The sequence below is a fragment of the Candidatus Thermoplasmatota archaeon genome (assembly GCA_035541015.1).
Classification (GTDB): Archaea; Thermoplasmatota; SW-10-69-26; order JACQPN01; family JAIVGT01; genus DATLFM01.
This window is the reverse complement of the sequence record DATLFM010000078.1, coordinates 1-12,153: the sequence shown is the minus strand read 5'-3', so window position 1 is coordinate 12,153 and position 12,153 is coordinate 1. Positions and strand designations below refer to the sequence as shown.

The window sequence follows — 12,153 nt, the reverse complement described above, 5'->3', positions numbered from 1 at the left end:
GGCCTACGGCGTGAACCTCGCCCGCTCGCGCATCCGCCGCAGCGTCGACGGCGCCGTGTATGGGGCGGCCTGCGGCCTTGGCTTTGGCGCCACCGAGAATCTCGCGTACCAGCTGCAGGCGCTCGTCGAAGGCGGAACGTTCGGTTGGCTGCTCACCGTGCTCGCTCGCAGCCTCTCCTCGATCCTCGTCCACCCGGCCGCCACCGGCGTCACGGGCTATGGCATGGCCCGCGCGCGCCTGGGCGGCCGCGGCGCGTGGGCCGTGCTGCCGTACTACGCCTTCGCCGTCGTCCTCCACGCGCTCTTCAACTACATCGCAGCGTTCCTTGCGCCCTTTGCCGTGGGCGAGGTCGTCCTGAGCCTCAACTTCCTCTTCGCGGTGCTGCTTGCCGTCGGCGCGTTCCGCGTGCTGCGCGGGGCGATCGCGCGCGCGTGAGGCGTCAAGGTTTATGCGCCCGGCCCCGTTTGCGGCAGCGTCGCGGACGTAGTATAGCGGTAGAACGCAAGCTTCCCAAGCTTGCTGCCCGGGTTCGAATCCCGGCGTCCGCATATGGGCCGTCGGGTCGACCTCGGAGGCGCGCTCTCGGACGCCGTCGCGCGCGGCGTCGAGCAGGCGCTCCTTCGCGAGGTCCGTTCCGCGCCCGTCCCGCGCCACATCGGGATCATCATGGACGGCAACCGGCGCTTTGCCCAGCAGATGGGGCTTTCGCCGACGGAAGGCCACGCGCTCGGGCGGGACACGCTGGAGGCGGTGCTCGACTGGTGCCTTGAGGTGGGCGTCCGCGTCCTCACCGTGTACGCCTTCTCGAACGAGAACTTCCGGCGCCAGCGGTGGGAGGTGACGGCGCTCATGCACCTCTTCGACGAGAACTTCCGCCGCATGGCCGACGACGAGCGCGTCCACCGCCACAAGATCCGCGTGCGGGCCATCGGACAGGTCGACGACCTTCCCCGGCGCGTGCAGGACGCCATCCGGTACGCGGAGGAGCGTACGCGCGACTACGACCAGTATTTCTTCAACGTGTGCGTGGCCTACGGCGGACGCCAGGAGATCCTCCACGCCATCCGCCAGATCGCCGAGGAGGCGCGGACCGGAACCCTCGCCCCGCAAGACATCGACGAGAAGACCGTCTCGTCCCGCCTGTACACGGCCGACCTCCCCGACCCGGACCTCATCCTGCGCACGAGCGGGGAGGAGAGGATCAGCAACTTCCTCCTGTGGCAGCTTGCCTACTCGGAGCTCGTCTTCATGGACGTGCTGTGGCCGGGCTTCCGAAAGGTCGATTTCCTGAGGGCCATCCGGACGTACCAGGTGCGAAACCGGCGGTTTGGAGAATAGCGGTCAAGCGCGGAGATCGCGCCGAGCGGCCCCTACTTCTTGCGGATCTCGTCGAAGCTGCGGTCGAGCGTCACTTGGTCGCGGCGCACGCCGTAGATGTAGCTTGCCGGGATGATGAGCGTCTGCTCGCTCGTGCCCGTTCGGCTGCGGGCGTCCTCGGTCAAGGCGACGACGAGCCCCCGCAGCTCGCGCGTCTTGGGGTCCCGGGCGTCCTCCTTGACGGTGCCCACTTGAAAATTGTTCCAATCGATGACGACGCGTCCGGCGGTGGATGTGATGGTCTGTTCCATGTGGGCACCCTCTTCAAAAGGTCCGGCTGGGCCGCTGGACCTAGACAAGGGGCATGGAACGTGAGGGACTATATACTTTCGGGATCCGGCTATGAACCTGGTTTTCGCCAGCGGAAATTTTTCCCTGGTTTAAATGAAATCCCGGCTTACTTTCCGTAATCTTCCGGCTCGCTCGGACGGACGGCCGGCCGCATGCCCGCCTAGCGCTTGAGAAGCCGCTGCTCCTTGGTGTTGAGCGACTTCTGCAGCTCGTCCACCCGGTTCGCACGCTCCCAGGGCAGGTCGAGGTCGGTCCGGCCGAAGTGCCCGTACGCGGCCGTCTGCCGGTAGATCGGGCGACGCAGCTGGAGCTCCCGGATGACGGACGCGGGGCTGAAGTCGAACGTCTGCTTGACGATTTCCTCGATGCGCTCGTCCCCTACGGTGCCCGTGCCAAAGGTGTTCACGTACACGCTCACGGGCTGGGCGTAGCCGATGCAGTAGGCGAGCTGGATCTGGCAGCGGCGCGCAAGACCGGCTGCCACGACGTTCTTTGCGGCCCACCGGGCCGCGTAGCTTGCCGACCGGTCCACCTTCGTGGGGTCCTTGCCGGAGAAGGCGCCGCCGCCGTGGGGGGCGCTTCCGCCGTACGTGTCCACGATGATCTTGCGGCCGGTGAGGCCGGAGTCCCCGTACGGCCCGCCGCGGACGAATCGGCCAGTCTGGTTGATGTAGTGCTTCGTGCGGTCCGACAGGAAGTTCGAGGGAAGGTTCGCCGACTCGACGTACTCGCCGATGACGGGTTGGACGACGTGCTCGCGGACCTTGGCGCGGAGCGTCTGGACGTCGATCTCGGGGTCGTGCTGCGCCGCGATCACGATGCCGTCCACGTGCACGGGTTTCTCGTCCTCGAACTCGAGCGTGACCTGGCTTTTGCCGTCGGGCCGAAGCCAGGGCAGAATACCGCTCTTCCGCACCTGGGCCAGGCGCCGAGACAGGCGGTGGGCAAGCGTGATCGTAAGCGGCATGAGCTCGGGCGTCTCGTCCGTCGCGTAGCCGAACATGAGCCCCTGGTCGCCCGCGCCAAGCTCGGTCGCGCCCGCGGTTCCGACGCCCTGGGCGATGTCCGGCGACTGCTCGTTGACGGCCGTCACGACCGCGCACGAGTCGGCCTCAAGACCGTACGAGGACCGCGTGTACCCGACGTCGTGGATGACGGCGCGCGCCACCTTCTGGTAGTCCACGACAGCCCGCGTGGTGATCTCGCCGGCGATCACGACAAGCCCCGTGGCCGTGAGCGTCTCGCACGCGACGCGGCCCTCCGGGTCCTGCGCGAGGATGGCGTCGAGAACCCCGTCGGAGATCTGGTCGGCGAGCTTGTCCGGGTGGCCTTCCGTGACCGATTCGCTCGTGAAGAGGTAGCGCCGAGGCATGCGACATCACCGCCGGGCGGGCCGGGGGTGGCGGTGAAGCGGGACGGCTGTATTAATAGGTTGTCGAAGCAACGATTCTTGGCGGTAATTTCCGCGCGATTCAAGGCCCTTGGCCTAGCGGCGGAGGCGCGCGACGGACGACACGCGCGTGCCCGAACTGGCGCGACCAGCCGACTTGTTCACGAGCCGGAGGAGATTCTCGGTCGCGCGGGAGGAGGCCACGCCGAGCGAGAGTCCGCAGGATGCGCAGACGCCCGGCGCGCCGGCGCTCGGATCGAAATGATTCACGTCGCCGCAGTCCCGACAAACGAGCGAAAGTTGACCCCGCATACGATGCCCACCCTCTTCCCTTCAAGAGAAACTTCTTGATATATAAGAACTCGGCATCCTAGGTCCATGACCGGTGCGGCCGGCGGGACCCGTGGAAAACGAGTTCGACGCCAGCGCCGCCGCTACGTCGCTTTCGAGGTGGTTCCGCCGGACGTTTCGCGGTCGGCCCTTCTCGGCGCCATTCGTGGCGTCTGGTCGTCGCACGTGAGCGGTGTTCCCGCCGGTCCGCCGCCCGTCCTGATCGATCTCGCCGAAGGCTACGGCGTCATCCGAGCCGAGCCCCGCGACGCTTTTGCGGCCCGCGAGCGCCTCGCCGGCGTGCGGTGGGCCGGCTCGAAGGATCGTCCCGTGCGCATCGCCTCCCTCTCCACGAGCGGCACGCTGCGCGGCGCACGTCACGCCATCGCACGCAAGCGGCGGAAAGGGGCGCCCCGGTCGCCGCCGTGACCGGCTCTCCCAGTACAAAACCTATTTATAACGTCCTTATGTTCCTCCCCGCTGCCGGAACCAAAGAGCGCCGGGCGAATGCCGCCCGCCTGCGGAAGGCCCCAAACCCCCGCCGCTTCTTCGATCCCGCGCAGACGCGCGAACCCCCGAAAGAGGTCTTGAATCATGCAGCCAGCGCAAATGTACGACCGGGCGATCACCGTGTTCTCGCCCGACGGCCGCCTGTTCCAAGTCGAATACGCCCGCGAAGCCGTCAAGCGCGGAACCACGACGGTCGGCTTGAAGTTCAAGGACGGCGTCGTTCTCATCGTCGACAAGCGCATCACAAGCCAGCTCATCGAGCCCCAGTCCATCGAGAAGATCTTCAAGCTCGACACCCACATCGGCTGCGCCACCTCCGGCCTTGTCGCCGACGCCCGCGTGCTCGTGGACCGCGCCCGCGTGGAAGCGCAGCTCAACCGCGTGACGTACGAGGAATCCATCGAGGTCGAGAGCCTCGTCAAGAAGGTCTGCGACTTCAAGCAGACCTACACCCAGTACGGCGGCGTGCGGCCGTTCGGCACGGCGCTTCTCATCGCGGGCATCGACACCACGGGCGAGCACCTCTACGAGACCGACCCCTCGGGCGCGCTTATGGCCTACAAGGCAAGCTCCATCGGAGCCGGGCGCAACGCCGTGATGGAGGTCTTCGAGGAGCAGTTCCGTGAGGGCCTCGAGAAGGACGCCGCCATCCAACTCGGCCTGAAGGCTCTCCTCAAGGCCACCGAGGGCAAGCTCAACGCCTCCGCCTTGGAGATCGGCGTGGTCACGCGGCAGGAGAACTTCCGCAAGCTTGAGCCCGACGAGGTCAAACGGTACGCCGACGCCGCCTCCGGCGGACGATAGGGGGCATCGCGCGTGGTGTCCCTCGACAAGGCCGTCGTTGCGCGGTACGAACTCCACGGACACCGGTTCGAGATCCTCGTCGACCCCGATGCCGCGCTTCGCGTGCGCGAGGCCAAGGAAAAAGCGCAGGTCGACGTCAACAAGGACCTTGCCATCGACACCATCTTCAAGGACGCACGCAAGGGGGACGCGGCCGGCGAGACGACCGTCAAGGAGACGTTTGGCACCACGGACGTGGCCGAAGTCGCAAAGCGAATCCTGCTCAAGGGCGAGTTCCACCTGACGACGGACCAGCGCCGCGTGCTCCAGGACAAGAAGCACAAGCAGATCGTCGCCCTCCTTGCCCGCAACGCGATGAACCCCCAGACGAAGGCGCCGCACCCGCCCACGCGCATCGAGACGGCGATGGCCGAGGCCAAGGTGCACGTCGATCCCTTCAAGAGCGCCGAGGAGCAGCTCCAAACGGTCCTTGCGGCCCTCCGGCCGCTTCTTCCCATCCGCATCGACAACGTGTCGATCGCGGTCCACCTCCCCGCCACGGAGGTCGGCAAGGCCTACGGCTTCGTCAAGGGCTTTGGGCTTCTCAAGAGCGAGGAATGGCAGAAGGACGGAAGCTGGATGGGCGTCGTCGAGATGCCCGCCGGAATGCAGACCGAGTTCTTCGACGAACTCAACCGGAAGACCCACGGCAACGTGGAGACCCGACTCATCAAATGAAGAAACGACCGCGACGCGCGGCGCCCCGGCGCCGCTGACCGGCGCGCAAGGAACGTGAAACCATGGACGAACAAGAAAGCCGGACCCTCGTGGTGCCCGGCGACGTATTGGACGACTCGGGCCGCTTCAAGCCGGGCCCCAACACCTACAAGGAAGCCGGCCGCGTGTACGCCGCCCGCCTGGGCCTTCGGCTCGTGCGCGGCGACACGATCGGCGTGATCTCGCTCTCGGGACGCTACGACCCGCAGCGCAACGACATGGTCGTCGCGACCGTCGTCGAAGCGGGCCCGAGCAACTGGTACCTCAACGTCGGCGCGCCCACGGACGTGGGCATGCACGTGAACGACGTGCCTTGGCGCGTCGAGTTCGGCGAGACCACGAAGTACCTCGCTCCCGGCGACACCGTTCTCGTGAAGATTCTCAACGTGGACCCCCTCAAGAAGGCGGTCGCGACCATGAAGGACCGCCAGTGCCGCAAGCTCCAGGGCGGCACGACCGTTGAGATCGCGCCCACGAAGGTCCCGCGCGTGATCGGCAAGAACGGCTCCATGATCTCCCAGATCAAGACGGCCACGGCCACGCGCACGTTCGTGGGGCAAAACGGCGTCATCTGGATCGACGGCGAGGCGCCCGACGTGGCCATGGCCATCGCGGCGCTGCGCATGATCGAGGAGAACGCGCACACCTCCGGGCTTACGGACCGCGTTCGCGCCTTCCTGGCCGACTACAAACCCGCGGGAACGCCGGTGACCGAGGAGGAGTTCCCCCCCGAGGACCGCTTCGAGCGGCGCGGGCCGCCCCGCGACCGGGATCGGCCGCGCGGCGACTTCGGACGCCGAGAAGGGAGTCGCGACCGGCGCGGCGAAGGCGGCCGGCGCGGCGATTTCGGCCGTCGACGGGACGACGAGCCGCGCCGGCGGCGCGAATGGGGCCCGGAAGCCGGCGAGGTCCGTCGGGAACCGCGACCCCCGCGCGAGCGCGACGAGGCGCCAAGCATGCGCGAGGACGACGCCGACAGCGGGGCGGAACCGCCCGCTCGCGGCGAGGGAGCGCCCCGCCGCCGGCGCCGGGGACGGCGCGGCGGACGCGGACGCGGGCGCGGCAGCGGAAGCGACGAGGAGTGACGATCATGGGAATGAAACCACCCGAAGGCATGAAACTGTGGAACAACGGAAAGCGCATCGACGGCCGCTCCGCCGACGAGCTTCGCCCGATCAAGATCCACGCCGGCGTGCTCAAGCGCGCGGACGGGTCCTGCTACCTCGAATGGGGCGGCAACAAGGTGCTCGCCGGCGTCTACGGCCCGCGCGAGGTGCACCCGCGCCACGACATGAACCCGACCCAGGCGATCGTGCGCTGCCGGTACAACATGGCCGCGTTCTCCGTGGGCGATCGCAAGCGGCCGGGGCCGGACCGGCGAAGCCAGGAGATCAGCAAGGTCACGAGCGAAGCCCTGAGGCCGGTCATCCTCACGCACCTGTTCCCGCGAACGGCGATCGACGTCTTCGTCGAGATCATCGAGGCGGAGGCGGGCAGCCGCTGCGCCGGCCTTACGGCGGCAAGCGTGGCCCTCGCCGACGCTGGCATCCCCATGAAGGGCATGGTCGCGGCCTGCGCCGCCGGCAAGATCGACGGGCACGTGGTGCTCGACCTTGCGCGCGAGGAGGACAACTACGGCGAGACCGACCTTCCGATCGCGACCATCCCGCGCACGGGCGAGATCGTCCTGCTGCAGATGGACGGCGATTTCACGGACGAGGAGCTCTCGCAGGCCATCGACATGGCCATTCAGGCCTGCGCGCGCATCCACGAGATCCAGAAGCAGGCGCTGCGCGACCGGTACAAGGACGCGGCCGTGACGGACCGGCCCCCGGCGCCTCCCGACATGGAGCCGCCGACGGCCTCCGACGAGGGCGCCGACGTGCTCGAGAAGCCCGCGGGCGGCTCCGAGGAGGGATGGTAGATGGCGCAAAGCGTCGTCGCCGACATCCGGCGTGACTATGTCGAAAGCCTCGTTCGGGACGGCAAGCGCACGGACGGCCGTGCGTTCGACCAGTTCCGTGAGGTTCGCATCCAGCCGCGCGTCGTGGGCCAGGCCGAGGGCTCGGCGCGCGTGCAGATCGGGGAGACCGAGGTCTTCGCGGGCGTCAAGATCCAGCCCGGAACGCCGTACCCCGATCAGCCGGCCACGGGCGTCATGACGACGTCGGCCGAGCTCATTCCCATGGCCTCGCCCGATTTCGAGGCCGGTCCCCCCCGCCCCGAGTCGATCGAGCTTGCGCGCGTGGTCGACCGCGGCATCCGCGAGACGGACACGATCGCGCTTGAGAAGATGTGCATCACGCCCGGCGAGGAGGTGTGGATGGTGTACATCGACCTCCACATCGTCGACTACGACGGGAACCTTTTCGACGCGGCAAGCCTGGCGGCCATGGGCGCGCTCCTGTCGGCCAAGGTGCCGGCGGCCAAGTACAAGAAGGGAGACGGAGTCGACTTTCCGTTGCCCATCCAGCACACCCCCATCTCGGTCACGCACGCCAAGATCGGGAACGGGCTTGTCGTGGACCCGAACCTGCTGGAAGACCAGGTCGCCGCGCCGCGCCTTACCGTGGCCGTCGACGAGAACGGCCTCATCCGGGCCATGCAGAAAGGGCTCGCCGGAACGCTCACGAAGGACGAGGTCCTCCAATGCGTGCGGACGGCCAGGATCAAGGGCGAGGAGATTCGCGCCAAGCTCTTGGAGGCGGTTCGCTAGCGTCCGCCGCGCCAACGCCGCTTCGCTGCCCGACCCGAACGAACGTTTAAATAGGGTCACTGGTTTGCGAACCGTCGTCGCGGAGGGTCCTCTCCATGTCCAAGCGAACGAAGAAGGTCAAGTCCGTGGGCCGGTTCGGCCCGCGCTACGGCGTCTCGATCCGTCGCCAGATCCGCGAGGTCGAGAGCCGCATGAAGGCGACCCACACGTGCCCCACCTGCGGAGCGCCCAAGGTTCGCCGCGTCTCGGCCGGCATCTGGGGATGCCGCAAGTGCGGCCACACCTTCGCCGGCGGCGCCTACGTCCCGGAGACTCCCGCGTACAAGGCGAGCCAACGCGCCATCAAGGAAGCCCTCGAGGGCCGCAAGAAGAAGCGCGAGGAGATCCTCGGCGCCGTCGCGCCGGGCGCGCCGACCGCGCCTTCGCCCCGTCGCCGCGGCCGCGGCGCCAAGGCGTCCGAGACGCCCTCCGAGGAGTGATCCCGATGTACCGCTGCGGCAAGTGCAAGCGCTCGATCGAATTCGACGCCAACAACATCGGCATGCGCTGTCCGTACTGCGGCTCCAAGGTGTTCTACAAGGAGCGCCCCACCGTACCCAAGAAGATCAAGGCGCGATAGGTTGCCCGAGCACACGCTTGTCGTCACGCTCGATTTTGCGTCGGAGGCGCACGCGCGCGCGGTCCAGGCGAGCCTTGCGCCCGAGGTCACCGAGCCGATCCAGCGGTCCTGGACGGCCGTGACGCTGCAGGGCCGCCGCGTTTCCATCGACATCCGGGCCGAAGACATCTCCTCGCTGCGCGCCTCGCTCAACAGCAACCTTCGCCTGGCGGACGAGGCCGCCCGCATCGCGCAGCGGGCGCGGCCGGCCTAGTCGGTCGGCGGGACGCCGGCCGGCGGCGCAGGCGCCGGCGGCTGCACGGATCGGCAGCGGGGACATTCCCATGCAAGGCCCGGCGGCACGGACACGGCAAGGCCGCACTGCGTGCACGCGCGGCCGACCCAGCCGGGCCGCCGCGGCGGCCACGGGAGCGCGGGCTCGCCGGGCCTCGTGAGGACCGGCGCGAGCCGTTCGAGGGCGTGGATGCGCCGGGCCACGTGCCAAAGCAGGACGGCCGGCGCGAACAGGACGACGACGGTCAAGGACGCGTCTCCAGTGAATTCAGTCCACAACGCGGCGCCGTTGAACGCCGCGTGGAGCGCGACTGCGGTGAGGAAATACGGAGCAAGCGGAAGCCCCGACAGGCGCTTGCGGACGAGGCCGAAGCCGCTTGTCGCCGTCGCCGCCGCGTGGACGAAGGTGCTCGTGAACGCGCGCAGGACAAGGACCGCCACGGCGCCCTCGCCGCCTGCGGCTGCGTACACGGCGAGGACGTAGACGACGTTCTCGGCGGCGGCAAAACCCAGGCCCGAGACCGCGCCCATCACGTAGCCGTCGGGAAGCGCCGTGAAGCGGCGGCGCAGGAGGTGCACGCCGGCAAGCTTGGCGGCTTCCTCGACGAGGGGCGCCACGACGACGGCAAGAAGGACCAGGCTGCCCACGCCGCCGGCGGAAAACGGCCACTCGAGCACCACCGAGACGGACGTGGCCACCAGGGCGCCCCAGAGGAACATGAGGCCGACGTCGCGCAGGCGCTCCCGACGAACGAGGTTTCGGTGCCACAGCCACGCGGCCACGAGAATCGGCGAGGCGACGGCGCCGACGGCGTACAGCAGGACCTCGTCCGGAAGTCCGGCGACGGCCATGCGGCTCCTAGCGGGCGTGCCGCCACTTGTTGCTGCACCGCGTGCACGTGTAGAAGGCCGTCGTTGGCTCGTCGGACTTGCGCGTCTGCCGCAGGTAGTAGTAGGCGCCGAGGTTGCCGCACTTTCCGCACGACACCTGGTCGTCGATGGGGTGGATCTGCATCGCGTATTTGCCGGGGTCTTCGATGAACAGCGACTTGTCGTCGCGCGGCTTCTCCGTGTCGCGGATCACCTGCGATTCGGCCGCTTTCGTCGCTCCGCACTTGCGGCACGTGAGCTTGCCTGCAACCGGGAACATCATGCTCTTGCAGTTGGGGCAGAACACGTCAAGGCGCGACGGCGTCGAACCGGATAAGCGTTCCCATCGCAAGGTCGAGCGCCGTTTGGTAGGCGCCCGCCAAGCGCGCGGCGTCGTTGCCGCAGCGCAGGAGAAGCTGTTCGTACGTGTCGAGCGGCCCGTGGAACTGCATCGTCCAGGGCGTGGCGACCGTCGTCGTCCGACCGGTGACCGGGTTCTGGACGCGGGCGAGCTCGTGGCTCGTGCTGCTGAAGAAGAAAAGGTAGGGCACGCCCGCGTGGGCGAAGCTCGCGTGGTCGCTCGTGCCGCGCGCCACGATGCCGCTTGGCGGATTGCTCACGATCTCACCCTCGCGGATCACGACGGCCCCCGCCGGGTAGCCCTTCTCCGCCGCCGTTTCCCGCACGGCGTCGACAAGCGCGGTCTGGTCGCGCCAGCCCGGCAGCCCATGGTAGACGGAGAGAGGCAACGGGCCAAGCCCGGGGTCCTCGCACGGGTAGTTGAAGCCCGGCGCGTCGAACTGGAACATGGCGGCGACGGAGTACGTCGAGTCCACGTGGTCCAGGACGAAGTTCTCGCTGCCCACGAGGCCTTCCTCCTCGTCGTCCCAGAGGGCGAAGATCAAGCCGTGGTTCCATTCCCGGCTGGCCGCCGAGCGGGCAAGCTCGAGGACGACGCCCGTGCCCGAACCGTCGTCCCAGGCGCCCGGCGAGTTGCGCACGCTGTCGTAGTGGGCTCCCACGACGATCCAGCGGTCCGTGCGCCCGGGAAGCATCCCAAGCACGTTCACGCCGCGGTTGGGCGCGTCGCCGCCTTGCTCGTAGGCATGATCGACAACGGCAAGCCCGCCGGCCGAAAGCTCGGTTCGAAGAAGCTCGCGCGCGCCAAGCTTGGAGGGGGCCTCGTCGCCCGCTCGACCGGGAAACCGCGTCGAGATGTCGAGCACGAACGCCCGCACGCGGTCGCCTTCCGGAAGGAGGGAGAGGACAGCATTCACGGGTTCGAAGGGATCGGCCGCGGAAGCGCCCACGTTGGCCTCGGGGGTCGGCTGAAGGCAGCCGGCGAGGAGGGGGATCGAAAGCAGCAGCGCGGCGGGCAGCGCAAGCCTGGACATGTCCGGTGGGCAAGTCGGCCGTTTGCCTCATAAGCTTTGTTGCCTTCTCCATTTCGCATTCCGTTGTCCGACGTTCGTTTTTGGGCGCTTGCCGCGGCCCTGCTCATCCCCCTGCTCGTCCCCGCGGCGCAGGCCGAGGAGCCTCCCGTGGAGGACTCGTCACCCCAGGACAGCTTGGTCGTTCTCCTGATCCCGGCGCACCGGACGACGGCGGAAGGCGCGGACGGGAGCTTCCTGGCCCGCCTCGAGCACCAAGGGCCCGAGCCCATCGTCGTCACGCTTGACGCCTACGTCGCCTCCGGTTGGGGTGTCCGTCTGACGCCGGCCGTCGTGGTCGCACGGCCCCACGAAGCCACCTACGTGGAAATCGAGGTCCGGGCCCCCGACGGCTTCAGGGGTCTGGAAATCCTTACGATCGAGTCCGTCTGGGAGCAGGGGCGCCTTCTGACGCTCGGCCGGATCTCCGTTCTCTCTGGATCCCCCGACTACGTGCCTCGCGAACCGCCGGGCGAACCGGAAGCCGTGTGGCTTGCGCCGGCGGGACTTGCGTTGGGCACGTTCTCCGCGCTGGGGTGGGCGCTGCACGATGAGCCGACGCGCTATCGCGTCGTGCGTCGCGCCGCACGTTGGCTGCGCTCGGAAGCCGACGCAACGACGCGCGAATCCCTCTTCGCGCGCATCGCCACGGAACCGGGCGTGTCGTACGGCCGGCTCGCATCCGGAGGACCGGCGGGGCTTCGTTCGACCGCCGTCTTGTCGTCGCTTGAGGCCTCCCGGCGCGTCGTGAACCGGCGCGACGGGAGGCCTCAAGCGACGACAAGA

General features: G+C 68.3%; 16 protein-coding genes, 1 tRNA gene and 1 pseudogene. 13 read left to right on the top strand and 5 right to left on the bottom strand.

Annotated features, from left to right (window positions below; translation table 11 throughout):
- The 3 genes from VM681_07055 to uppS all read left to right on the top strand — a co-directional run.
- Positions 1–436, top strand: a 436-nt coding sequence (locus VM681_07055; GenBank protein ID HVL87742.1) for a PrsW family glutamic-type intramembrane protease, incomplete at its 5' end; no start/stop codon positions are given.
- A 42-nt stretch (positions 437–478) separates the two neighbouring features.
- Positions 479–549: transfer RNA gene (locus VM681_07050), tRNA-Gly, on the top strand.
- Between the two features lies 1 nt (position 550).
- On the top strand, positions 551–1,339 hold the full coding sequence (uppS, locus tag VM681_07045; GenBank protein ID HVL87741.1) for a polyprenyl diphosphate synthase: 789 nt from the start codon (positions 551–553) through the stop codon (positions 1,337–1,339).
- Between the two features lie 32 nt (positions 1,340–1,371).
- Here the strand turns inward: uppS and VM681_07040 are convergent, their stop codons facing one another.
- Together VM681_07040 and metK are read right to left on the bottom strand one after the other, a co-directional pair.
- Positions 1,372–1,629, bottom strand: a complete 258-nt coding sequence (locus VM681_07040; protein ID HVL87740.1) for a hypothetical protein — start codon at positions 1,627–1,629, stop codon at positions 1,372–1,374.
- 200 nt (positions 1,630–1,829) lie between these two features.
- Entirely contained in the window at positions 1,830–3,041 is a 1,212-nt protein-coding gene (gene metK / locus VM681_07035; protein HVL87739.1) for a methionine adenosyltransferase, read from the bottom strand.
- A 396-nt stretch (positions 3,042–3,437) separates the two neighbouring features.
- Here metK and VM681_07030 point away from each other — a divergent pair, with 396 nt between their 5' ends.
- The 9 genes and pseudogenes from VM681_07030 (at position 3,438) to VM681_06990 (ending at position 9,047) form a co-directional block, all read left to right on the top strand.
- Entirely contained in the window at positions 3,438–3,818 is a 381-nt protein-coding gene (locus VM681_07030) for a hypothetical protein (protein ID HVL87738.1), read from the top strand.
- A gap of 165 nt (positions 3,819–3,983) precedes the next feature.
- A complete protein-coding gene (gene psmA / locus VM681_07025) occupies positions 3,984–4,703 on the top strand; it encodes an archaeal proteasome endopeptidase complex subunit alpha (GenBank protein ID HVL87737.1) in 720 nt (239 codons plus the stop codon).
- A gap of 12 nt (positions 4,704–4,715) precedes the next feature.
- On the top strand, positions 4,716–5,420 hold the full coding sequence (locus VM681_07020) for a ribosome assembly factor SBDS (GenBank protein HVL87736.1): 705 nt from the start codon (positions 4,716–4,718) through the stop codon (positions 5,418–5,420).
- Between the two features lie 62 nt (positions 5,421–5,482).
- Positions 5,483–6,544 carry an exosome complex RNA-binding protein Rrp4 gene (rrp4, locus tag VM681_07015; GenBank protein HVL87735.1) on the top strand — a complete coding sequence of 354 codons (1,062 nt, stop codon included), beginning with the start codon at positions 5,483–5,485 and terminating at the stop codon, positions 6,542–6,544.
- An 11-nt stretch (positions 6,545–6,555) separates the two neighbouring features.
- Positions 6,556–7,383: an exosome complex exonuclease Rrp41 gene (rrp41, locus tag VM681_07010; protein HVL87734.1), complete on the top strand. Its 828-nt coding sequence runs from the start codon at positions 6,556–6,558 to the stop codon at positions 7,381–7,383.
- Complete coding sequence (gene rrp42, locus VM681_07005) at positions 7,384–8,175, top strand: exosome complex protein Rrp42 (protein HVL87733.1); 792 nt, start codon at positions 7,384–7,386, stop codon at positions 8,173–8,175.
- A gap of 95 nt (positions 8,176–8,270) precedes the next feature.
- Positions 8,271–8,528: pseudogene (gene rpl37A / locus VM681_07000) on the top strand (50S ribosomal protein L37Ae).
- A 125-nt stretch (positions 8,529–8,653) separates the two neighbouring features.
- Complete coding sequence (locus VM681_06995; GenBank protein ID HVL87732.1) at positions 8,654–8,794, top strand: DNA-directed RNA polymerase subunit P; 141 nt, start codon at positions 8,654–8,656, stop codon at positions 8,792–8,794.
- A 1-nt stretch (position 8,795) separates the two neighbouring features.
- The gene (locus tag VM681_06990) at positions 8,796–9,047 is read left to right on the top strand and encodes a KEOPS complex subunit Pcc1 (protein ID HVL87731.1); all 252 of its coding nucleotides are present in this window, start codon (positions 8,796–8,798) and stop codon (positions 9,045–9,047) included.
- On the opposite strand, the gene VM681_06985 is transcribed toward VM681_06990, so the two are convergent.
- The 3 genes from VM681_06985 to VM681_06975 are packed head-to-tail and all read right to left on the bottom strand — an operon-like array spanning position 9,044 to position 11,331.
- The gene (locus VM681_06985; GenBank protein ID HVL87730.1) at positions 9,044–9,919 is read right to left on the bottom strand and encodes a PrsW family intramembrane metalloprotease; all 876 of its coding nucleotides are present in this window, start codon (positions 9,917–9,919) and stop codon (positions 9,044–9,046) included. The genes VM681_06990 and VM681_06985 overlap by 4 nt on opposite strands.
- A gap of 7 nt (positions 9,920–9,926) precedes the next feature.
- Positions 9,927–10,244, bottom strand: coding sequence for a transcription factor S (locus VM681_06980; GenBank protein ID HVL87729.1), 318 nt, complete (start codon positions 10,242–10,244; stop codon positions 9,927–9,929).
- Between the two features lies 1 nt (position 10,245).
- Positions 10,246–11,331, bottom strand: coding sequence for a M28 family peptidase (locus VM681_06975; protein ID HVL87728.1), 1,086 nt, complete (start codon positions 11,329–11,331; stop codon positions 10,246–10,248).
- Positions 11,332–11,394: 63 nt separating this feature from the next.
- Between VM681_06975 and VM681_06970 the strand changes: the two genes are divergently transcribed.
- Positions 11,395–12,153, top strand: a 759-nt coding sequence (locus tag VM681_06970) for a hypothetical protein (GenBank protein ID HVL87727.1), incomplete at its 3' end; no start/stop codon positions are given.